This window comes from Streptomyces sp. AcH 505, from assembly GCF_000818175.1.
Lineage (GTDB): Bacteria > Actinomycetota > Actinomycetes > Streptomycetales > Streptomycetaceae > Streptomyces.
On the sequence record NZ_JTIY01000001.1, the window covers coordinates 1,400,710 to 1,422,014 of the forward strand.

A 21,305-nucleotide genomic window follows, 5' to 3' on the forward strand; every position below is an offset into this window, starting at 1 on the left:
CGCCGCGCTGCCCGCGCTGCTCGACGCGGCGCGTGGCCGCACCGACCTGCGCCCGCAGGCGCTGGCCTTCGCGGGACCGCGCGGGCTGTGGCTGGCCAGGCTCAACCCGGACTGGAAGTTCGCCCTGCGCGGCGCCTCGGGCGGTTCGGCGCTGCCCGACCTGGCGGACGCCGAAGCGGTCGGCAGGCTCTGGGACGAGGGCCTGTTCGCGGAGCGGGTCGCGCTGCTCGGCGCCGTACGGGCCAGGGACGCGCGTGCGGCCCCCGAGCTGCTGGCCTCGACCTGGTCGGCCGAACGCGCCGAGGACCGGCTGATGTTCCTCGACTCGCTGCGCACGGGCCTGTCGGCGGCCGACGAGCCGTTCCTGGAACAGGCGCTGGCCGACCGGAGCCGTAACGTCCGCTCCACGGCGGCCGAGCTGCTGTCCGCCCTGCCGGGGTCGGCGCTCGCCCTGCGCATGGCGACGCGCGCCGCCACCTGCGTCAGCCTGGACCGCGCCGCCGGCGGTCCGGGCGGCGGTCCTGCCGTGGTGGTCGAGGCGCCGCACGAATGCGACGCCGACATGCAGCGCGACGGTGTCACGCCGGTGCCGCCCGCGGGCAGGGGCGAGCGGTCCTGGTGGCTGGGCCAGCTGGTGGAGGCCGCCCCGCTGGCGACCTGGCCGGACCGGCTCGGCGGCCGGACACCCGCGGAGATAGTCGCGCTGCCCGTCCTCGACGACTGGGCCGACGAGCTGCACGCGGCGTGGTGCAGGGCCGCGGTGCGCCAGCAGGACGCCGCGTGGTCGGCGGTGCTGCTGGGCCCGCCCGCCGTGTCCCCGGCTGCGGGCCCCGGCGCCTCGTCCATCGCCGAGCGGGCCAAACTCCTCGCCGCGCTGCCGGCCGGCGAACGCGCGGACTGGGTGGCGGCGTTCATCGCCGCCCATGGCCTGTCGGAGGCGTTCCAGCTGCTGGGGGTCTGCGCGGTGCCGTGGTCCGAGCCGCTGGGCCGGGCCGTCGTGGACGCCCTCGACATCGCCAGGGACGCCGGAAGCTACCCGTGGAGCTTCAGCGGCGTGATGGGCCTGGCCGAGCGGTGCCTGGACCCGGCGGAGGCGGCCAGGCTCGAACTCCTCACCGCGATACCGGACGAGCCGGAAGGCGCCTCCCCCGGAGCGGGCGGCTACTGGTCGGAGGCGTTCCGCCGCTTGGTGGCGACCCTGCGGCTGCGCGCCGACATGCTGACGGAGCTGGCGGAACAAACGGAATCGGATTCCTCCAATTAACGGCTTGAGCAAAAATCTCTTCCTCATGGAGAAGACGTAATGATCTAATGACCTTTCGGTGCGCACCGGGGGAGGATGTTTCATCGGTGCACCGAACTGTCCGCTTTGCAGGCGTGCAGGCGGAATGGGGGATGTACTCGATTGCGACCACATTCGAGTAGCCCATTCCACGGGCATGCTTAGATTCAGTTCTGACGGCGGACAGTGGGACAGTCATGTCCGATCTTCCCCTCAATGCTACGCAATGAGGAGAGTCATGAATCTGAAGAAGGCCCTGGCGGTCGCCGCCGCAGTCGCGGGTATCGGAATGTCGGCCGTCACTCCCGCCCAGGCCAGCACGGGCGAGGAGAACCAGATGAGCCCGGAAGCCTGCTCGAAGACCCAGGCTGCGTCGACCTTCAAGTTCGCCATCTACTACAACTCGAACTACGGCGGCGCGTACCGCAACATCGGCTACAGCGTCTGGGATTTCGCCGACGAGCGCATCGGGGGCGCACCTCAGGGCGGCACCCAGCCCCTCAACTTCTGCCACGGCGGCAGCGGGAACCTTCAGGGCATCAAGAACAACGCGGCGTCCGCGAAGAACAAACACTCCACTTATTACTCGGTCGTGTACTTCAACTCGGGCTACAAGGGGAATTCCGACTGGATTTCCCCCGGCACCGGATGGAGCAAGCTCTCCGGTACGTACAACGAGAACGCCTCGTTCGCCTGGCAGACCCTCTGACCCTCGACGGGAACAGCTCGGCCCCTGTTTCTCGGCAGGGGCCGGGCCGGCTGCTCCATTCCCTTGCCAGAAATAGGTAGAACGATGAAAAGCGTTGTGTCCAGAAGCATCTTTCCGATGATGCTTTCCGCATTGTCCGTGTGTGTGGCGACGGGCTGTTCCGGATCGACGTCCGCGACCACCGCGAAGTCCATCAGGACCCCTCCGGCGCCGTCCGTCCCCTTCGACGCGAAGGACCCGGCGACCTGGACGCTTCCCATTCAGGGCTATCTGCCGTCCGACAGCGCCAGGTCACAGATCCTGCAGGCAAAGAAGCAGCTCGTCGGCGACTGCATGAAGACTTTTGGATTCTCCTGGACCCCGTCCCCCGACCTGCCCAGGATCGGCGGGAAGACCTTCGTCGACTGGCGCTACGGGATCCACGACATGGCGTTGTCGAAGGAGCGGGGCTACAAGCCGGCCGCGGCTGATCAGGCCGCTTACGACGAGGCGATGAACGACGGCGCCGTCGACGGGACGACCGGCGGAGCGGACTCCCAGGTGCTGGACGGAACCGGCCCCAGGACGGTCAACGGGATCAAGGTTCCCGAGGGGGGCTGCGTAGGACAGGCGGACCGTCGAATCGACACGCAGGCGACACAGACGAATACCGCTCAGCGGATCAGTTCGCAGACCTTCATCCAGTCCAAGTCCGACAGCCGCGTGGTGAAGGCCTTCGCCGCGTGGTCGTCGTGCATGAAGGAAAAGGGGTACAGCTACGCGGCCCCGCTCGACGCGAGCGACGACCCGCTCTTCGCCTCGCCGGAAGTCACGCCTCAGGAAATCGCGACAGCCACCGCCGACATCGGCTGCCGCGACAGGACGAACGTCGCGAAGGTCTGGTTCGACGCCGAGACGGAGCTGCAGAGCACGGCCATCGAGGACAAGGCCGAACAGCTGGAGCAGGAGTCCGGTGCCCTTGACGCCGCCGTGAAGAAGGCGGCCGGCGTGGTGGCGGGGACACGGTGACACGTCACGCCGCGGCGGACCCGCCGGCGACGCGCGGACTCGTCCGGCGGCGACGCGTCCTGCTGGCCGTGGTCGTCGGGTGCCTGGTGTGCACCGGCGCCGGTGCCGGCGCGGCGACCTTCGTCAAATCTCCCGCTCAGGCCGCCGCCGAGACGCTCGCTCCGCGCCCCGATGTCCTGACGGCGCCGGTGGTGCGCAAGGTGCTCGCGCAGTCCGTGGTGACCCGTGGCAAGGTGACCGCCTCGCAGCGGGTGGACATCACGGCGGTCGGTGCGGGCAAGGACGTGGGCCGCACCGTCGTCACGAAGGTGAAGGTCAGGCCCGGCCAGGAACTCAGGGCCGGGCAGGTGCTGGTGGAGATCTCCGGCCGTCCGGTCGTGCTCCTCCAGGGCGCCGTCCCGGCGTACCGCGACCTGATGCCCGGGATGACGGGAGAGGACGTCTCTCAGCTGCAGCGTGCGCTGGCCGGCGTCGGCTACCCGTCGGGCGGGGACGTCCCGGGTGTGTTCGGTCCTGGGACCGGACAGGCCGTGACCCGCTTCTACCGTGCGATCGGCTACGCGCCGGCCCTGTCGGAGGTCCCGCAGGCGTCCGCGCCTCGAACCACGGCCGACGCGGAAGCAGGAGCCGACGCGGAGGCGGGCCCCGGCGCGGACGGAGGCACAGCCCCAGGCACAGGCGCAGGCGTCGGTCAGGGAACGACCACGCCCGTGTCCGTCGTGCCCCTGGCAGAGGTGGCGTTCGTCAGCTCGGCCTCGGCGCGTGCGGACACGGTGACGGCCAAGGTCGGGGACGACGCGTCGGGCACTCTGCTGTCGGTCACCTCGGGGGCCCTTGTCGTCAACGGCACCGTCGCGTCGTACGAGAAGGGCCTGGTCCGCCCCGGCCAACGTGTCCAGGTCCTCTCCGAGGTGACGGGAGAGCAGGCCGCAGGCACAGTCGTCTCGGTTGCCGACTCCCCCACCAAGGCCCAGGACGGGGACGAGGGGCAGCACGGCGAGACGTACGCCCTGCGGATCAAGTCGGCCAAGAAGCTCCCCGCCGACCTCAACGGTGCGGATGTCCGGCTGACGATCGTCGCCGCGTCGTCGCGCGACAAGGTGCTGGCCGTACCGACCTCGGCGATCTCGGCCGGCGCCGACGGGCTGACCGGCGTGACGGTACGGACCGGCGGTCGGGAACACCGGGTCGCCGTCCGGGTCGGCATGACCGGCGACGGCTATGTGCAGATCACTCCGGAGAAGCCGGCCCGGATCACCGAGGGCGACCTGGTCGTGGTGGGCGTTCGGACACCGGCCACCGCAGGACAGTCATGACCGGGGCGGACCGGGCAGGCGCACCTGTCATCGCGTTCAGCGGGGTCGGCCTCACCTATCCCGGGCCGCCGGCCGTCACCGCTCTTCACCCGTGTGACCTGCGGATCGACCAGGGCGAGTTCGTCACCGTGGTGGGTCCTTCAGGATCCGGCAAGTCGTCCCTGCTGAACATCGTCGGGCTTCTCGACGCACCCACCCGGGGCACGTACGTCCTGGACGGGATCGACACCGGCTCCGTGGGTGAGGCGAATCGCGCCGCGCTCAGGAGCGAGCGCATCGGTTTCGTCTTCCAGTCCTTCCATCTTCTGCCCCATCGCAGCGCCCAGGAGAACGTCGAGCTCGCCATGGTCTACCAGCGCCGGCCCCGCCGTGAACGGCGCGAACGGGCGGCGGCGGTGCTGCGCCGGGTCGGTATCGGGCACCGTCTTCAGTCACTCCCCACCCAGCTCTCCGGCGGTGAGCGGCAGCGGGTGGCCATCGCCCGTGCGCTCGTGGCCGATCCTTCGCTCCTGCTGTGCGACGAGCCGACCGGCAACCTCGACTCGCGGACGGCCGCCTCGGTGCTGGATCTCCTGCACGGCCTCCACCGGGACGGCATGACGATCGTCGTCATCACGCACGACGCCCAGGTCGCGGCCCAGGGCCAGCGCACGGTGACCCTGCACGACGGGGAGCTGTCGGAGCAGGTCCCGGCCGAACAGGTCAGGGCCGAGCAGGTCCCGGGCGAGCAGGTCGCTCATCGGGGGATCGCGTGAGGAGGGGCATGGGCCGCTCCCGGCTCGCGCCCGGGGATCTGCTCATCGAGGCGGTCGCCGGCATCCTCCAGCGGCCGGCCCGCTCCGTCCTGACCGCGCTGGGCACCGTGCTGGGCGTAGGAGCGTTCATCGCGGTGCTCGGGCTCACCGGGACCGCGGCTTCGCAGATCGACACCCGTTTCAACAAGCTCACCGCGACCGAGGTCAGTGTCGAGGACACCGGCGGAAAGGACGCGGCGCGGGTGCCCCTGGCCTTCCCCCGGAACGCCGACGCGCGCATCGACCGGCTCAACGGGGTCACTGCCGCCGGTGTGTACTGGCGGGTCCGGCTCGGCCGGCAGGACCCCGTCCGGTCCGCCCCGCTCGGCATCTCCAACGGCGCCGACGCCCAGACCCAGGTCATCGCCGCCTCCCCCGGCGTGCTGGCCGCGGCCAACCCCCGTTTCGCACAGGGCCGTTCCTTCGACGCGTTCCACGAAGCGCGGCGTCAGCAGGTCGCCGTCCTGGGCAAGGCCACCGCCGCGCGGCTGGGCATCACGACACTGCGCACCCAGCCGGCGATCTTCATCGGGGACGTGCCGTTCTCGGTGATCGGCATCGTGGACGACGTACAGCGCAAGCCGGAGCTGCTGATGTCCGTCGTGGTCCCCCGTGCCACCGCGGAACTCATCTGGGGACCCCCGACGGACACCCGGGCCCAGATGCTGATCTCCACGGAACTCGGCGCCGCCCCGCAGGTCGCCCACGAAGCGGCTGTGGCCCTGCGCCCGGAACATCCCGAGTACTTCAACGCCGTCCCGCCGCCCGACCCCAAGACGCTGCGCACCGCGGTGAGCGGCGACCTGAGCCAGCTGTTCCTCGTTCTGGCGGCCGTCTGTCTGGTGATCGGGGCCGTCGGTATCGCCAACACCACACTCGTCGCCGTCATGGAGCGCACCGGAGAGATCGGGCTCAGGCGGGCGCTCGGCGCGCGTGGCCGCCACATCACTCTCCAATTCCTCGCCGAGTCGGCGGCGTTGGGGCTCATCGGTGGCCTGGTGGGCACCTCCGCCGGAACGGCGACCGTCGTCTCCGTCTCCGCGTTCCGTCAATGGACCCCCGTCGTCGATCCGACGACCCTCGCCGCAGCCCCGGCCCTCGGACTCGCGACCGGGCTGCTGGCCGGTCTGTATCCGGCCTGGCGCGCTTCCCGGATCACCCCTGCCGAAGCCCTTCGCCGCTGAAGGCCACCGAGGCACCGCCGAACCACCCTCGCACCGCCGCACCTTCCAGCTGAAACCGTCCACCTGAACAGAATGAAAACGAAGGGACCCAGCCCGTGGCTGACGAAATGGTGCTCCGCGCACAGCGGTTCATCAACCTCACCTATCCCAACAACGTCCTCGGCGTCCCGCCGCTGGCCGAGAACGGCCAGACCAGTTGGACCGTCATGTACTCACTCACCCGCGCTCTCCAGTACGAGTTGGGGATCTCCTCGCTGTCCAACTCGTTCGGACCGGCCACCATGGCCGCGCTGAAGACCAAGTGCCCCTCGGTCAACGAGGGGACGGCGCTGTCCGCGAACTTCACCCGCATCATTCAGTCGGCGATGTACTGCAAGGGCTACGACGGCGGCGAGATCGACGGGACGTACAACGACCGCGTCAAGGCCGGGATCGTCAAGCTGAAGTCGAACATGGGAGTCAGCGTCCCCTACCCGGGCAGCTCGCTGGAACCGAAGGTGTTCAAGAGCCTCCTCAACATGGACGCCTACACGACCATCTCGGGCGGCACCGACACCATCAGATCCATCGAGCAGTGGATGAACTCCCGCTACGCGCAGCGGGCCGACTACGGCATCGTCCCCTGCGACGGGCACTTCTCACGCGACGTCCAGACGGCCATGATCTACGCGATCCAGTACGAGCTGGGCATGGCGGACGGGACCGCCAACGGTGTGTTCGGGCCCGGCACGAAGTCGGGCATCAAGGCGCACCCGCTGTCGACCGGTTCGGCAGGGCCGTGGGTGCAGCTGTTCTCGGCGGCCATGGTCTTCAACCGCCGCGCCGGTGTGGACTTCACCAGCAGCTTCACCTCGTCCCTGGCCAGCGCGGTTTCCACCTTCCAGAGCTTCCTGAAGCTGAGCGTCAACGGGACGGCGGATTTCGAGACCTGGGCGTCACTGCTGGTCTCGTACGGCGACGACACCCGTAAGGGCACCGCCTTCGACTGCGCCGACGAGGTCACGGCGGCTCGGGCCAAGAGCCTCTACGACGCGGGGTACCGGGTCGGCGGACGCTATCTGGTGAACGTGCCGGGCACCAGCCTGGACAAGGTGATCAAGCCCGGCGAACTGGCCACCATGGCCGCCGCAGGACTGAGCTGCTTCCCGATCTACCAGACGTTCGGTGACAGCTCCTCCTACTTCGGCCGCTACCAAGGCACTTCGGACGCCATCGCCGCCACCGAGGCAGCCCTGGGCCATGGCTTCAAGAAGAACACCCGCATCTACTTCGCGATCGACTACGACAACACCGACGACGAGATCACCGCGAACCTGATCCCGCATTTCCAGGGGATCCAGGAGGGGATCGCGGCGGCCGGCAACCACTACACGGTCGGCATCTACGCCACGCGCAACGCCTGTTCGCGGGTGTCGGACGCGGGCCTGGCCGGCGCGAGTTTCGTCTCCAACATGTCCGCCGGCTACTCGGGGAACCTCGGGTTCCCGATGCCGGAGAACTGGGCGATCGACCAGATCAAGACCGTCAACGTCGGTTCCGGGACGGGACTGATCGAGATCGACAACGACATCGCTTCCGGCCGTGAGACCGGACAGCGGACCTTCGACACGCCGCCGCCCAACACCGACCTCGACGTCCCGTTCGAAATGTCGTGGACCGATCAGCTCGTGACGGACGTCCAGACATACCTGAAGTCCATCGGCATTCCCGAGTCCGGCCCGCCCGACAGCTGGCCCTCGCTCGGCAAGACCAAGTACACCACCAGCTTCTGCGTCGAGTTCATGCTGTCCTGGGACGACCTGTTCACGTCGCTCGCCCGGATGCTGAAGATGCGCAAGGCACTCATCCAGACCTCCGCCATCTGGGAGTTGCGGCACTTCAACGTCACCAGCATCGGGGACCTGGCCGTGCCGAAGGCCAACGACGAATTCTCGGACGCCTGCGTCTGGGAGTACTACAACGACGGTTCGCTGCCGGACTGGGCGACCCAGTTCCTGAACAAGCTCACGCCGTTCAACGACTGCTCCACCGGAGTGGGACAGATCTTCGGGAACAGGGCGATCACCGCGCGCAACCACGCGGTCGACCTGGGGCTGCTCGACGAGGCGAAGCTCGATCCCACCAAGGACGCGGACATCTGGACCGTGTGGGAGAAGCTGCACTACAACCAGTCGTACAACATCTCGACCGTGCCCTACATGCACATCCTGCACGCGTCCGAGAACGGTATGGCCCGCCCCGGACTGACGACGAGCGAGACCGACACCGAACTGATCCTGAAGTACTACCAGGGCAACACGGCGGAGGCGGCGCAGCAGGCCAAGCTCCGCATGGGGCTCTACCGGATATTCGAGGACAAGTACAACAAGGTGTTCCGCACGTACCTGTCCAAGGGTACGAACCTCCGTCTGAAGTGAGGACCGTGATGGAGCAGGAGAGCAGTGAACTGACGCGGCAGCCCCGGCAGCCCCGGTGGCGCCGTCTGGCGCCGGTCTGGGTCAACCTGCTGCTCGGCGTACCCGCCGTGCTCCCGCTCCATTCGGCGTGGCTGCTCCTCACCACGTACCGCGCGTGCGCGTTCGACAACTCGGGCTACGGGCTCAACACCTGTGGCGATTCCAGCATGGTCGAAGGCGCCGGATGGGCCAGGGTCGGCGTGGTCCTCGTCGGCGGGCTGGGTCTGCTGGTGGTGCTCCTGGTGGATGTCCTGCTCCCGGCCAACAGGGGACGGCGATGGCGGCAGTGGACTGCCGCCGCGCTCGTCATCCCCGTTCCGTACCTGCTTGCGGTAATCGCATTCAAGCTCCTCCACTGACCTGACTGAAGGAAACGGATTCAGACATGACGCAACAGGCCATGCCTCGGCGCGCGATGCTCATGAGACTCGCCGGGATCGGAGCGGGCGCCGCCTTGGTGTCGGCGTCCGGAGGGCTCCTGGTTCCCGCCGCCGCGGCGGAGAACGAGGGGCAGCGGACCCAGGAACCGCGTAAGCACCCGGCGACCCCGAACGGGTGGCTGGTGGCCGACTCGGCCAACACCGACCAGGGGGTGTGGTCGCGGCCGGTCTCCGGCGCCGGATTCACCGTCGCCACCCGCCTCGGCATGGTGGAAACCGTCCTGGTGCACGTCGTCCGGCGCTGGCACTACGAGATAGAGACCCTGCGCGCAGGGGAGGTCGTCGGCTGGCGGCCTCTCACCGGCCTCGACGCCGGTCATCCGGAGGCGAACCAGGCCTCCGGGACCGCGGTCACCATCCGTCCCGGTTCCTATGTGAAGGGCGCCAGGGGCGGGCTGACGCAGCCGCAGCGGAGCGTCGTGCGGGACATCCTGGACGACTGCGGCGGCCTGGTCCGCTGGGGCGGCGACGACGACGTCCCCTACGAGGCGCTGTTCTACATCGACATTCCCCCGAACGCAGCGGCACGTTCCGGCGGCGGCGCGCTGGTGAAGCTGGCCGACAAGGTGCGCGGCTGGAACCAGACACCGGGCCTGGGGGCGGGCGTGAAGGCGTAGCCCGAGCGACGGGACGGACGTACGGGTCTCCGCTGTCGGCGGCGGAGACCCGTACGTCCCCCTGGCCGGGTTTACGCGCCGGCCGGCTGGCGGACGTTCGCGTTGACCCAGTCGACGATCGACGTCGTCGTCGCCCCCGGCGTGAAGATCTCCGCCACGCCCAGCTCCTTCAGCGGCGGGATGTCCGCCTCGGGGATGATGCCGCCGCCGAAGACCTTGATGTCCTCGGCCTCCCGCTCCTTCAGCAGCTCGATGACCTTCGAGAAGAGCGTGTTGTGCGCACCGGACAGGATGGACAGACCGATCGCGTCGGCGTCCTCCTGGATCGCGGTGTCCACGATCTGCTCGGGCGTCTGGTGGAGACCCGTGTAGATGACCTCCATCCCGGCGTCCCGCAGCGCACGCGCGATCACCTTGGCCCCACGATCGTGGCCGTCGAGACCGGGCTTGGCCACCACCACTCGGATCGGACCGGACACACCCATCACTGCCTCCACATACCGACTGCGCTGTCACTGGCACGGGTCTTCGAACCGGTGATGGTACGAAGATGTGAACGAACGTTATCCACAGCATCCCGCAACCTGCTGTTTCGCGGAGGCCGGGAGGGGGAAATCACATAGAGGACATGTTCGCTTTATGGCGTTAGCGCACGACTCGGCAGCGCCGTTCGGAGGTGACCATGAGGATTCCGCCCTTCCAATGGCCACCGCTGATGTGGCTGCAGGCCACCGCCCTGGACCTGGCGATTCTCACGGGCCACCTGCTCCTCTACCCGACCGGCTTCACCCAGGAGCGCCGGGACGCCGATCTGCCGGCCGACACGACGAAACTCCCCACGGAGGGCCGCGCGCACCCGCCGGTCCTGATGGTGCACGGGTTCGTGGACAACCGCTCCGTCTTCGTCCTGCTGCGGCGCTCCCTGTCCCGGCACGGCTGGCGGCATCTGGAATTCATCAATTACTCCCCGCTGACCTGCGACATCCCGACCGCGGCCGCCACCCTCGGCGAGCGCATCGAGGAGATCTGCGCCCGTACGGGGCACCGGCGGGTCGATGTCATCGGGCACAGCCTGGGCGGCCTGATCGCCCGCTACTACGTCCAGCGGCTGGACGGCGACGAGCGGATCAGGACCCTGGTCACGCTGGGCACGCCGCACGAGGGCACGTCCGTCGTCCCGATCGCCAGCGCGCACCCCATCGTGCGGCAGATGCGGCCCGGCTCGGCCGTCATGAAGGAGCTACGGCTCCCCGCGCCCGGCTGCCGCACCCGGTTCGTGAGCTTCTGGAGCGATCTGGACCCGCTGATGACCCCCGTGGGGACGGCCAGGATCGACCACCCGGACCTCGACACCGAGAACGTGCGGGTGACCGGCGTGGGCCATCTCGCCCTGCCCGTCCATCCGGCGGTCGCGGCCGGAATCCGACGCGTCCTCGGGTCCGAGCGGAGCGCCGCCGGGGTCGACGGAGCGGTCTCCGTGGCCTGAGCGAGACGTCAATACGCTCGAACACGTTTCGAACATAGGGCCAAAGCTGTGCCCGCAGTCCCCCGAAAGACGGCCGAATGCCCCTTTCCGCAGGGCCCAGAACCCGCCGAAGATTGTCGCCGTCGTATACCGCCGGGTACAGTCGCGGCCACTGCTTTCCCCTCCCGGGGCCCTCCCTCCAAGGACGGCTTCCGAGAGGCCCTGGTTCTGCTGCCGAGGCGAGAGAGAAGTTGGTGACCGACCAGCACACCCACGCCGGGTACGCCCCATACGGCGGCGACACCACTGGCAGTTTCGACACCGACCCGCTCTTCGGCTCCCTGCCCGGTGGCTACGAGACCGGCATCGCCTACGACACCGGCCAGTACGGAACCGATCAGTACGGCACCGACCAGTACGGAACCGGCCAGTACGACAGCACGCAGTGGACCACCGGGGCGCAGCAGACGGCGGGCTACGACGCGTACGCCACCACCGCCTACGCCACGGGCTACGCGCAGCCGCAGTACGACACCAGCGGCCAGTGGGACGCGAGCGCCTGGAACCAGCCCGACGGCGCGACGCAGGTACAGCAGACGCCTGTCCAGCAGGCTCCCGTACAGCAGACGCAGGTGCAGACCGCGCCGTACGGCTACGACACGACAGGGCAGTGGGGCACTCCCACCTTCGACACCGGCGCCTACGACGCCACCGCGTGGAACGCGACGCAGCTGACGGAGCAGTACGCGGCTGAGCCGTACGAGCACGAGCGGGCGCCCGAGCAGCACCACCAGGAACAGCACCACCAGGAACAGCCGCACACGGAACAGCCGCAGCCGGTGGAGCAGTACGAACCGGAACACTACGAACCGGAGCAGTACGCCGCCGACCCGTACGAGCCCGTGGCGCACGAGCCCGACCCGTACGAACCCGCCGCACACGAACCCGCCGCACACGAGCCCGCGGCGCACGGATCCGAAGCGTACGAGCCCGAGCCGGAGCACGGTTTCGACCCCGGCGACGAGCCGGACCTCGACCTCGCGCCGCGCCCCGAGATCCCGGTCCGCCGGGTCGGTTCGGGCGGCGGCAGCCGTGGCCGGCGCCGTACGCCCAGCAAGCGCTCCGCGCTCCTCACCATCGCCGTCCCCTCCGCCTGCGTGATGGGCGTCGCCGGTATCGCGGCCGCCTCCGTCGGCGGGATCAGCGGCGGCGACGAGACCCAGGACGACCGGACCTCACAGGCCGCGGCCGACCCCGCCTCGGTGCACCCCGTCGCCGCCAACAACAAGGTCGACACCCAGCTCGCCGCGCTCAGCGCCGACGCCCGGGACTTCGGGGACCGCGCCAGCCGCACCCAGGAGCGCATCGACCTGAAGGAGCGGCAGGAGGCGGAGAAGAAGAAACGTGAGGAGGAGGCGGCGCGCAAGGAGGCGCTGCGGCCCAAGTACGTCCTCCCCGTCGAACAGCACGGGCTCAGCGCCTACTTCGGCCAGGCCGGCGTCAACTGGATGTCCGTGCACACCGGCATCGACTTCCCCGTCTCGTACGGCACGACGGTGATGGCGGCGACCGACGGCACCGTGCGCACGCAGTACAACAGCGCCTACGGCAACATGGCCATCGTGACCTCGCCGGACGGGACGGAGACCTGGTACTGCCATCTGAGCAGCACCAAGATCCGCTCGGGTTCGGTCAAGGCCGGTGACGTCATCGCGTACTCCGGCAACTCCGGCAACTCCACCGGCCCGCACATGCACTTCGAGGTGCGGCCGGGCGGCGGCGCGGCGATCGACCCCATCCCGTGGCTGCGCAGCCACGGGATCAACCCCGAGTAAGAGCGGCCCGCAGCCCTGCGGCTCCGGGCCGCCGCCCTACAGCTTCTGGACCGGTGCGTACCGCAGCAGCAGCCGCTTCGGCTTCGTGTCCCCGAAGTCGATCGTCGCCTGCGCGTCCGCGCCCTGTCCCGTGACCGTCACGACGGTACCGAGACCGAACTGGTCGTGTGTCACCCGGTCGCCCACCGCCAGCTGGATCACCGGCTTGTCGGTCGCGCGCCGGGTCGCGAAGCCGGACGGGCCGCCGCCCGAGCGGGACCGAGCCGAGGTGGACGACAGCGACGACGTGATCCCCGAGGTGGGGCCCGCCGGGATCTGCGCGCCGGTGCGCTTCCAGTCCAGATGCGCGCCCGGAATCTCCTCAAGGAACCGCGACGGCGGGTTGTACGCCGGCTGCCCCCAGGCACTGCGCATCGCCGAGCGGGTCAGATACAGCCGCTCGCGGGCGCGGGTGATGCCGACGTACGCGAGACGGCGCTCCTCCTCCAGCTCCTTCACCTGGCCGAGGGCGCGCATGTGCGGGAAGACGCCGTCCTCCATGCCGGTCAGGAACACGACGGGGAATTCGAGGCCCTTGGCGGTGTGCAGCGTCATCAGCGTGATGACCCCTGAGCCGTCCTCGTCCTCGTCGGGGATCTGGTCCGAGTCGGCGACGAGCGCGACCTGTTCGAGGAACTCGGCGAGCGTGCCGGGGGTGGCGGGAGCCGGGGCCGGAGCAGCCGGGTCCGCCGCGGGAGTTGCCGGGTCCGCCGCCGGAGCGGCCGGGTCCGCCGCCGGAGTGTCCGGGGCGTCCGCCGCTCCGTCGTCACCCGCCGCCTGCTGCCTGGCCTGCTCGAACTCCAGCGCCACGGCGGCCAGTTCCTGCAAGTTCTCGATCCGGGTCTCGTCCTGCGGGTCGGTCGACGCCTGCAACTCGGCGAGATAGCCGGTCCGTTCGAGCACGGCTTCCAGGACCGTCGCGGGCCCCGCGCCCGACTCGACGACCGTGCGCAGCTCCTCCATCAGCGTGTTGAACCGCTTGACGGCGTTGGCCGAGCGCGCCGCCATCCCGTACGCCTCGTCCACCCGGCGCAGTGCCTGCGGGAAGGTGATCTTCTCGCGCTGCGCGAGCCCGTCGATCATCGCCTCGGCGCGGTCGCCGATGCCGCGCTTGGGCACGTTCAGGATGCGGCGCAGCGGGACGCTGTCCTCCGGGTTGGCCAGGACACGCAGATAGGCCAGCACGTCGCGGACCTCCTTGCGCTCGTAGAACCGCACACCGCCGACGACCTTGTAGGGCAGGCCGACCCTGATGAAGATCTCCTCGAAGACACGCGACTGCGCGTTCGTCCGGTAGAAGATCGCGACATCGCCCGCCTTGACGTCGCCCGCGTCGGTCAGCCGGTCGATCTCCTCGGCGACGAACTGCGCCTCGTCGTGCTCGGTGTCGGCGACATAGCCGGTGATCTGGGCGCCGGCGCCCGCGTTGGTCCACAGATTCTTCGGGCGGCGGCTCTCGTTGCGCTCGATGACCGCGTTGGCCGCGCTGAGGATGGTCTGGGTGGAGCGGTAGTTCTGCTCCAGCAGGATCGTCGTCGCGTCGGGGTAGTCCTCCTCGAACTGGAGGATGTTACGGATCGTGGCACCCCGGAACGCGTAGATCGACTGGTCCGCGTCACCGACGACGCACAGCTCCCCCGGGTCGTGCCCCTCGCCCGACGGGCCGACCAGCTCCCTGACGAGGGTGTACTGGGCGTGGTTGGTGTCCTGGTACTCGTCGACGAGGACGTGCCGGAAGCGGCGCCGGTAGTGCTCGGCGACGTCCGGGAACGCCTGGAGGAGATGGACGGCGGTCATGATGATGTCGTCGAAGTCGAGGGCGTTGGCCTCGCGCAGCCGGGACTGGTACATCCGGTACGCCTCGGCGAGCGTCTTCTCGAAGCCGTCCGTGGCCTGTCCTGCGAACGTCTCCTCGTCGATCAGCTCGTTCTTCAGGTTCGAGACCTTGGCGCTGAACGACTTCGGCGGGTGCCGCTTGGGGTCCAGGTCCAGATCGCGGCAGACCAGGGCCATCAGCCGCTTGGAGTCCGCCGCGTCGTAGATCGAGAACGAGGACGTGAAGCCGAGCCGCTTCGACTCGCGCCGCAGGATCCGTACGCAGGCGCTGTGGAACGTCATCACCCACATGGCGGCGGCGCGCGGTCCGACGAGCTGTTCGACCCGCTCCTTCATCTCGCCGGCGGCCTTGTTGGTGAAGGTGATGGCCAGTATCTCGCCGGGGTGCACACTGCGGGTGCCCAGCAGATGGGCGATCCGGTGGGTCAGCACCCGGGTCTTGCCGGACCCGGCCCCCGCGACGATGAGCAGCGGCGATCCGGTGTGCACGACGGCGGCGCGCTGCTCCTCGTTGAGCCCGTCGAGCAGCGCGGCGGGATCCACGACGGTGCGCGGAGCGCCGTCGCGGTGGTACGCATCCCTGGCCGCGGGCACGTGGAACGCCCCCTCGAATAGGTCGTCGGGCACCTGCTCGGGCGCGGTGTCCTCGGGCGGCGGCGGAGGCTCGTCGCCGGAGGGCTGGAGGTCCGCCAGGAAGCTGTCGTCAAAGAGGCTGCTCATCGCCTCCAGAGTCTAGGCTCCCGCACTGACACCCCACGCCCGCCTTCACTCAACCACGGAGTGTGACGAGACGCACTTCACGTCAAAGGTCACGAAAATGTATCGGGCATATCGCACATCAACCTTCACAGAGTGTCCACGGTTGGCTAGCGTGCTCGATCAGGCAGCCCGTCCCCTCATGAGGCGAGCCACGCCGGCCGGACGGCTCATGCCCCGGCGGGCGGTTCACGGAAGGAGATGCCGGCCTTGTCGTCGCATCGCAAAACGCGCAGCCGCACCGGAATTCGCGCGGGTTCGCCCGCCGTCGGGCTCACCACCGCGGCCATCGCCTCGGTCACCCTGCTCTCCTCGCAGAGCGCGTACGCGGCACCACGCGACCCGAAGCCGTCCGTCGAAGAGGTGCAGAAGAAGGTCGACGACCTTTACCGGCAGGCCGGTTCCGCCACCGAGCAGTACAACAAGGCGAAGGAGTCGACGGACAAGCAGCGCAAGACCGTCGACCAGGTGCTGGACCAGGTCGCCGCACGCGCCGACAAGGTCAACGAGGCCCGCCGCGCGCTGGGGATGTTCGCGACGGCCCAGTACCGCGAGGGCGCGGTCTCGGGCACGGCGGCGCTGATGTTCTCCGACAGCCCCCAGCAGTTCTTCGAGCAGAGCCAGCTGATGTCCCGGGTGACCGACCGCCAGCAGGCGGCCGTCTCCGACTTCCAGGACCAGCAGACAGCCGCGGCCGAGAAGCGCGCCGAGGCGACGAAGCAGCTCGCGACGCTGACCGCGTCGCAGACCTCGCTGCGCACCAGCAAGGTGCAGGTCCAGCAGAAGCTCGGCGCCGCGCGCACGCTGCTGTCGAAGCTGACCAAGGAGGAGAAGGCGCGGCTCGCCGCGCTGGAGCGCAAGAAGGAGGACGAGGCGCGCCGCAAGGCCGAGGCCAAGGCGAAGGCGGAGGCGCGCGCGAGGGCGGAGGCGGCGAAGGCCGCGAAGAAGCCCGCCGCCACCGGGTCGGGCACCGGCTCCGGCACGGGCTCCACCGGCTCCTCGGCCGGTTCGAGCGGCGGTGCCACCACCGGTTACGCCGCCAAGGCCGCCAAGGTGCTCGCCTTCGCCCGCTCACAGATCGGCAAGCCGTACGTGTGGGGCGCGACGGGCCCCAGCTCGTACGACTGCTCGGGGCTGACCCAGGCCGCCTGGCGGGCGGCCGGCGTCGAGCTGCCCCGTACGACGTACGACCAGGTGAACGTGGGCACGCGCGTCGCGACGGACGATCTGCTCCCCGGCGACCTGGTCTTCTTCTACGACGACATCAGCCACGTCGGCATCTACATCGGCGACGGCATGATGATCCACGCGCCGAAGCCGGGTGCGAACGTCCGCGAGGAGTCGATCTACTACATGCCGATCTACGGCAGCGTGCGCCCCGCCTGACCCACCCCGGTCACCTGACCACCCCGGCCGCCCTGACCCACCCCGGGTCACCTGACCCACCAACCGCCGTCTGTATCACCACTTCGCGCTCCGGCGCCGCGTCCTCGGCGTATCGGTCGGGTCCGGAGCGGAAGCGATGATCTTGCCGTCGGCCATCCGGTCAGAAAACAGCTTTGTACTTTCATCTCGCGCCAATACCTGGCTTGTCGATGCCTCTTCGTGACCTTGCGCCCTAGCGTCCTCCTTGCAACGGACATATGACGTAAGGAAGTGGACGCCCCCGTGGCAGCGCACCGGAAACGCAAGCACCGCCCGTTCACAGGACCGGCCCGCCGTACCGCCGCCACCCTCGCCCTCGCGGGAGCGGCGACGGCGACGGCCTCGGGCGGAGCGGCGCACGCGGAGCCACAGCTCTCGCCGGCCCAGGTCAAGGCCAAGGTCGACAAGCTGTACGAGGAGGCGGAGGCCGCCACCGAGAAGTACAACGGGGCGAAGGTGAAGGCCGACTCTGCCCGCCGTTCGCTCTCGTCGCTGCGCGACCAGGCGACCCGCAGGACGGAACGGCTCAACACCTCACGCAACGCGCTGGGTTCGATGGCGACGGCGCAGTACCGCTCGGGCGGCCTCGACCCCGCCGTACAGCTCGCGCTGTCGTCGAAGCCCGACGACTACCTGGACAGCGCGTCACTCGCCGAGCGCGTGGGCTCGCGCCAGGCGAACACGCTCAGCAGGGTCCGCGGGGAACTCGCCGCGATCGGCCGGCTGCGGAACCAGGCCGACGGCGACCTCGCGGACCTGAAGGCCCGGCAGAAGGAACTGGCGGACCGGAAGACCACCATCCAGACGAAGCTGGACGAGGCGCGGCAACTGCTGGCGCGGCTGAGCGAGCCGCAGCGGGCGGCGTACACCCAGGCGTCCGGCGCCGCCGCCCCGGCCACCCTCACGACCCGCGCCAGCCGCTCGATGTCCCGCTCCTCGTCCCAGGCCCCGGCCCGGACGCAGGCGCCGACGTCCCGCGCGGCCGCCGCCGTCGCCTTCGCGTACGGGGCGCTCGGCAAGCCGTACGTGTGGGGCGCGACGGGCCCCAATTCCTTCGACTGCTCGGGACTGACCCAGGCGGCCTGGCGCGCAGCCGGTGTCTCGCTGCCGCGCACGACGTACACCCAGATCAACGCGGGCCGCCGGGTGTCCCGCTCCGAGCTGGCCCCCGGTGACCTGGTCTTCTTCTACTCCGGGGTCAGTCATGTCGGGCTCTACATCGGCAACGGCCAGATGATCCACGCCCCGCGCCCCGGCACCCCGGTCCGGGTGGCCCCGATCGACCAGATGCCCTTCGCGGGCGCGACCCGCCCGGCCTGAGGCCTCTCGTTCGGCTGATGCCGGGATGCCCTCGGCCGTCCCCCGGGCCACGATGGGCGGGCAGCACACCCGCAGGCCCGCGAAGGGACAGCCGTGAGAGCCGTGAGACGAAGCAGCACCGCCGGCGCGACGGGGCTGGCCCTGGTCGCGGCCGCGTTCTTCGTACTGGCCCCGGTAGGCCCACCCCCGGCGGGCTGCGACGACACCCCCGAAGGCCGCCTGTGCATCGAGGGCCCGATCGGCGCGAAGGGCACCTTCACCACCCGCTACACCCAACGCCCCGGCCACCCGGCCACCGAGGTCCAGCTGGGCTACCAGCGCAAGGACCACCGCCTGACGGCCTTCGCCGACTGGTTCGGCACCGAACGCACCCAACACGGCCGGGCAGAACTGACCGGCACCCTGGCCACCCTCCCGGGCGAATGCATCAGAGGAGTCCTACGCGACCCCCAGGGCCACACAAGAGCAACAACCTGGCACTGCGCGCAGCAGCCCGCGCGACACTGAGCGCGGGGACCGCTCGGACCGGGACCGCTCGGACCGGGACCGGTCAGACCAGGCGGCGGGCTGTTGCCCAGCGGGTTAGTTCGTGGCGGTTGGAGAGCTGGAGTTTGCGGAGGACCGCCGAGACGTGCGACTCGACCGTCTTCACCGAGATGAAGAGCTGCTTCGCGATCTCCTTGTACGCGTAGCCGCGCGCGATCAGGCGCAGGACCTCGCGTTCGCGTTGGGTCAGGCGGTCCAGGTCCTCGTCCACCGGGGGTGCGTCCGTCGAGGCGAAGGCGTCCAGGACGAAGCCGGCCAGGCGGGGGGAGAAGACCGCGTCGCCGTCCTGGACACGGAAGATCGAGTCGACCAGGTCGGTGCCGGTGATCGTCTTGGTGACGTAGCCGCGGGCGCCGCCCCTGATCACGCCGATGACGTCCTCGGCCGCGTCCGAGACCGACAGGGCCAGGAAGCGGACCTGGTGCTCGGACGCCGCCATGAACGGGGCGCAGCGGCGCAGTACCTCGACGCCGCCGCCGCCCGGGAGGTGGACGTCGAGCAGGACCACCTCGGGGCGGGTCGCCGTGATGACGGTGACCGCCTGGTCCACGTCGGCCGCCTCGCCGACGACCTCGACGCCCGTCTCCTCCGTACGGCCGATCTCGGCCTGGACGCCCGTGCGGAACATCCGGTGGTCGTCGACGAGCACGACCCGTACCCTGCGGCCGTCCCCCGTGCTCTCGGCCTGTACGTCCTCGCTGCTCATGGTGTGTGCCCCTCGATCGTCCGCAGGTCGTGTCGCCCGGCTGCTCATTCGTCTGCCCGTTCCATCTCCAGCTCGACCTCGGTGCCGCCGTCCGGCACCGCGCGCAGCCTGGCCGTACCGCCGTTGCGCTGCATCCGGCCGATGATCGACTCGCGGACTCCCATCCGGTCGTCGGGTACGGCGTCCAGGTCGAACCCGGGTCCGCGGTCCCGTACGGAGATGAAGACCGTCCGGCCCTCGACCTCCGCGTACACCTGCACCGCGCCCCCCTCGCCACCGTACTTGGCCGCGTTGACCATCGCCTCGCGCGCGGCCTGGAGCTGCGCGGCCAGCTTGTCGTCGAGCGGGCAGTCGCCGACGACGACGACCTCGATCGGTACGCCGTGGTAGTCCTCGACCTCGGCCGCCGTCTTCTTCACCGCGTCGGCGAGCGTGGTCGGTTCGTCCTCCTCGTCCTTGCCCGTGCCCTCCGGTTTGTACAACCAGGCGCGCAGCTCACGCTCCTGGGCGCGGGCGAGCCTGCGGACCTCGCCCCCGTCGTCCGCGTTGCGCTGGATCAGGGTGAGGGTGTGCAGCACCGAGTCGTGGACGTGCGCGGCGACTTCGGCGCGCTCCTGTGCGCGGATGCGCATCAGCCGCTCCTCCGACAGGTCCTGGGTCATCCGGACCAGCCAGGGCCCGACCAGCAGCCCCACCCCGGCGAGGATGGCGATGGCCGCCGTCAGGACGTTGCCGAACTGTGCCGCCGAGCCGCGTACCACCACGAAGACAGTCAGCCCGAGCCCGACGAGGGCCACCCCCGCGAGACCGCGCGCCAGTTGCAGCACCCGGCGGCGGCGGCCGATCTCGCCCCAGCGGGCCCGCCGCGCGTTGTCGGCCTGCCGCCAGACCAGGACCACGCCCACCGCGATCAGCAGCACCGGCCAGATGTACCGGCCCGCGTGACCACGGCCGAGATTGACGTTGCCGATGAAGATGCCGGCGCCGATGACGAGCGCGATCAGGGCGAAGATCTGCCCCTTGTCGGGCTTGCGCAGCCGGCGTTTGCCGTCGGGCCCCGTCTCGAAGACCGAGCGCGGCTGCGCCGCCGTGCCGCCGACGCCCAGCGGGACGACGATCCAGAACACCGCGTAGAGCAGCGCGCCCAGGCCCTGGGCGAAGAAGAGGCCGAGGAAGACCAGCCGGACCCAGACGACCGGCAGTCCGAGATGGCCGGCGAGTCCGCGGGCGACGCCGCCGAGCAGCCGGCCGTCGGCGCTGCGGTAGAGCTTGCGCTGCGGCGGCTCCTCGGGCGCCGAGGGGCGCGCGGAGCCACGGGCGGAACCACGGGCAGAGGTCGCTCCGGCGGCGGACGTGGCGGCTGGCATGCCACTGATGGTCACACGGACGGCCGCCCCGGGGCATCAGGGTCGCGCCCCTGAGCCGACCCTGATGCCCCCGGCGGCCCGCTCGTGGTCAAAATCAGGGATCGTCCAGGGTCCCTTCCGGTACGGCCACGCCCCGCGGGCCGTCACCATGGACGTATGACTCCGCCGCCCGCCCACCCGGTCGCCGAACCGGCTCCCCCGCCG

General features: G+C 69.9%; 18 protein-coding genes. 14 read left to right on the forward strand and 4 right to left on the reverse strand.

Features of this window, described 5'->3' with window-relative positions:
• The 9 genes from HY68_RS06405 to HY68_RS06445 all read left to right on the forward strand — a co-directional run.
• The coding region (locus tag HY68_RS06405) for a DUF5691 domain-containing protein (RefSeq protein WP_241778486.1) at positions 1-1,264 on the forward strand (1,264 nt) is incomplete at its 5' end.
• Positions 1,265-1,520: 256 nt separating this feature from the next.
• On the forward strand, positions 1,521-1,991 hold the full coding sequence (locus HY68_RS06410; protein ID WP_041985449.1) for a hypothetical protein: 471 nt from the start codon (positions 1,521-1,523) through the stop codon (positions 1,989-1,991).
• A 117-nt stretch (positions 1,992-2,108) separates the two neighbouring features.
• Entirely contained in the window at positions 2,109-2,999 is an 891-nt protein-coding gene (locus HY68_RS06415; protein ID WP_241778487.1) for a hypothetical protein, read from the forward strand.
• Positions 2,996-4,315, forward strand: coding sequence for a peptidoglycan-binding protein (locus HY68_RS06420; RefSeq protein WP_052457029.1), 1,320 nt, complete (start codon positions 2,996-2,998; stop codon positions 4,313-4,315). The genes HY68_RS06415 and HY68_RS06420 overlap by 4 nt, the downstream gene beginning before the upstream one ends.
• Positions 4,312-5,070, forward strand: a complete 759-nt coding sequence (locus tag HY68_RS06425; RefSeq protein ID WP_041985457.1) for an ABC transporter ATP-binding protein — start codon at positions 4,312-4,314, stop codon at positions 5,068-5,070. The genes HY68_RS06420 and HY68_RS06425 overlap by 4 nt, the downstream gene beginning before the upstream one ends.
• Before the next feature lie 8 nt (positions 5,071-5,078).
• The gene (locus HY68_RS06430; RefSeq protein ID WP_041985461.1) at positions 5,079-6,293 is read left to right on the forward strand and encodes an ABC transporter permease; all 1,215 of its coding nucleotides are present in this window, start codon (positions 5,079-5,081) and stop codon (positions 6,291-6,293) included.
• 95 nt (positions 6,294-6,388) lie between these two features.
• The gene (locus tag HY68_RS06435) at positions 6,389-8,710 is read left to right on the forward strand and encodes a glycoside hydrolase domain-containing protein (RefSeq protein WP_041985465.1); all 2,322 of its coding nucleotides are present in this window, start codon (positions 6,389-6,391) and stop codon (positions 8,708-8,710) included.
• Positions 8,711-8,715: 5 nt separating this feature from the next.
• Complete coding sequence (locus HY68_RS06440) at positions 8,716-9,108, forward strand: hypothetical protein (protein WP_157874289.1); 393 nt, start codon at positions 8,716-8,718, stop codon at positions 9,106-9,108.
• Positions 9,109-9,134: 26 nt separating this feature from the next.
• Positions 9,135-9,806 carry a hypothetical protein gene (locus HY68_RS06445; RefSeq protein WP_041985471.1) on the forward strand — a complete coding sequence of 224 codons (672 nt, stop codon included), beginning with the start codon at positions 9,135-9,137 and terminating at the stop codon, positions 9,804-9,806.
• 71 nt (positions 9,807-9,877) lie between these two features.
• Here HY68_RS06445 and HY68_RS06450 read toward each other — a convergent pair whose 3' ends face one another.
• Positions 9,878-10,291: a cobalamin B12-binding domain-containing protein gene (locus tag HY68_RS06450; RefSeq protein WP_041985474.1), complete on the reverse strand. Its 414-nt coding sequence runs from the start codon at positions 10,289-10,291 to the stop codon at positions 9,878-9,880.
• A gap of 197 nt (positions 10,292-10,488) precedes the next feature.
• Between HY68_RS06450 and HY68_RS06455 the strand changes: the two genes are divergently transcribed.
• Positions 10,489-11,292: an alpha/beta fold hydrolase gene (locus tag HY68_RS06455; protein ID WP_041985478.1), complete on the forward strand. Its 804-nt coding sequence runs from the start codon at positions 10,489-10,491 to the stop codon at positions 11,290-11,292.
• Positions 11,293-11,525: 233 nt separating this feature from the next.
• Positions 11,526-13,106, forward strand: a complete 1,581-nt coding sequence (locus HY68_RS06460; RefSeq protein WP_041985481.1) for a M23 family metallopeptidase — start codon at positions 11,526-11,528, stop codon at positions 13,104-13,106.
• A 36-nt stretch (positions 13,107-13,142) separates the two neighbouring features.
• Here HY68_RS06460 and HY68_RS06465 read toward each other — a convergent pair whose 3' ends face one another.
• Entirely contained in the window at positions 13,143-15,701 is a 2,559-nt protein-coding gene (locus tag HY68_RS06465) for an ATP-dependent DNA helicase (protein ID WP_041985485.1), read from the reverse strand.
• Between the two features lie 237 nt (positions 15,702-15,938).
• Between HY68_RS06465 and HY68_RS06470 the strand changes: the two genes are divergently transcribed.
• The 3 genes from HY68_RS06470 (at position 15,939) to HY68_RS06480 (ending at position 18,989) form a co-directional block, all read left to right on the forward strand.
• Positions 15,939-17,123: a C40 family peptidase gene (locus HY68_RS06470; RefSeq protein ID WP_041985489.1), complete on the forward strand. Its 1,185-nt coding sequence runs from the start codon at positions 15,939-15,941 to the stop codon at positions 17,121-17,123.
• Between the two features lie 282 nt (positions 17,124-17,405).
• Positions 17,406-18,482 (forward strand): C40 family peptidase, encoded by a 1,077-nt coding sequence (locus tag HY68_RS06475; protein WP_078863894.1) that lies wholly within the window; start codon positions 17,406-17,408, stop codon positions 18,480-18,482.
• Between the two features lie 102 nt (positions 18,483-18,584).
• On the forward strand, positions 18,585-18,989 hold the full coding sequence (locus tag HY68_RS06480; protein WP_052457030.1) for a hypothetical protein: 405 nt from the start codon (positions 18,585-18,587) through the stop codon (positions 18,987-18,989).
• 43 nt (positions 18,990-19,032) lie between these two features.
• Here the strand turns inward: HY68_RS06480 and HY68_RS06485 are convergent, their stop codons facing one another.
• Positions 19,033-19,734, reverse strand: a complete 702-nt coding sequence (locus HY68_RS06485) for a response regulator transcription factor (RefSeq protein ID WP_041985494.1) — start codon at positions 19,732-19,734, stop codon at positions 19,033-19,035.
• Between the two features lie 44 nt (positions 19,735-19,778).
• Positions 19,779-21,101, reverse strand: coding sequence for an ATP-binding protein (locus HY68_RS06490; protein WP_041995313.1), 1,323 nt, complete (start codon positions 21,099-21,101; stop codon positions 19,779-19,781).
• Between the last annotated feature and the right edge of the window lie 204 nt (positions 21,102-21,305).

Coding starts and splice junctions, on each gene's coding strand:
- HY68_RS06410 (WP_041985449.1), top strand. CDS start 1,521: ATGAATCTGAAGAAGGCCCTGGCGGTCGCCGCCGCAGTCGCGGGTATC.
- HY68_RS06415 (WP_241778487.1), top strand. CDS start 2,109: ATGATGCTTTCCGCATTGTCCGTGTGTGTGGCGACGGGCTGTTCCGGA.
- HY68_RS06425 (WP_041985457.1), top strand. CDS start 4,312: ATGACCGGGGCGGACCGGGCAGGCGCACCTGTCATCGCGTTCAGCGGG.
- HY68_RS06430 (WP_041985461.1), top strand. CDS start 5,079: ATGGGCCGCTCCCGGCTCGCGCCCGGGGATCTGCTCATCGAGGCGGTC.
- HY68_RS06445 (WP_041985471.1), top strand. CDS start 9,135: ATGACGCAACAGGCCATGCCTCGGCGCGCGATGCTCATGAGACTCGCC.
- HY68_RS06450 (WP_041985474.1), bottom strand. CDS start 10,291: ATGGGTGTGTCCGGTCCGATCCGAGTGGTGGTGGCCAAGCCCGGTCTC.
- HY68_RS06455 (WP_041985478.1), top strand. CDS start 10,489: ATGAGGATTCCGCCCTTCCAATGGCCACCGCTGATGTGGCTGCAGGCC.
- HY68_RS06465 (WP_041985485.1), bottom strand. CDS start 15,701: ATGAGCAGCCTCTTTGACGACAGCTTCCTGGCGGACCTCCAGCCCTCC.
- HY68_RS06470 (WP_041985489.1), top strand. CDS start 15,939: ATGCCGGCCTTGTCGTCGCATCGCAAAACGCGCAGCCGCACCGGAATT.
- HY68_RS06485 (WP_041985494.1), bottom strand. CDS start 19,734: ATGAGCAGCGAGGACGTACAGGCCGAGAGCACGGGGGACGGCCGCAGG.
- HY68_RS06490 (WP_041995313.1), bottom strand. CDS start 21,101: ATGCCAGCCGCCACGTCCGCCGCCGGAGCGACCTCTGCCCGTGGTTCC.